Raw genomic sequence first — 298 nt, 5'->3', positions numbered from 1 at the left:
CGGCTCCCACCGCACGACCGACGTGCTGCTGTTCCTGCTGGCCCATCCACGCTGGGAGATGGTGTTCCAACCCAAGTATGCAGCCTACCTCAACCTGATCGAGCCGTGGTGGAAGATCCTGCGCTCGCTTGCATTGGCAGGCCGGCGGTTCGAGACATGGGACGAAATCAGCGATGCGATCCACTACTCTACGATCTACTGGAACGCGCACCGCCATCCCTTTGTCTGGGGTCAGCGCCGCCGCCATCGGCCCCGCCGCTCACCCGGAATCGCCCTCCTGCCGAGGGCGGCATGACTT

At 64.1% G+C, this 298-nt stretch carries 1 pseudogene; it reads left to right on the top strand.

The annotated features are described in order from the left end of the window. Positions 1–295: pseudogene (locus tag KBI52_RS33755) on the top strand (hypothetical protein); the annotation flags it as partial. Between the last annotated feature and the right edge of the window lie 3 nt (positions 296–298).

This window comes from Microvirga sp. HBU67558 (genome assembly GCF_018069605.1).
Lineage (GTDB): Bacteria > Pseudomonadota > Alphaproteobacteria > Rhizobiales > Beijerinckiaceae > Microvirga > Microvirga terrae.
The sequence above is the reverse complement of the archived record's forward strand: the minus strand, read 5'-3'. Positions and strand labels throughout refer to the sequence as shown.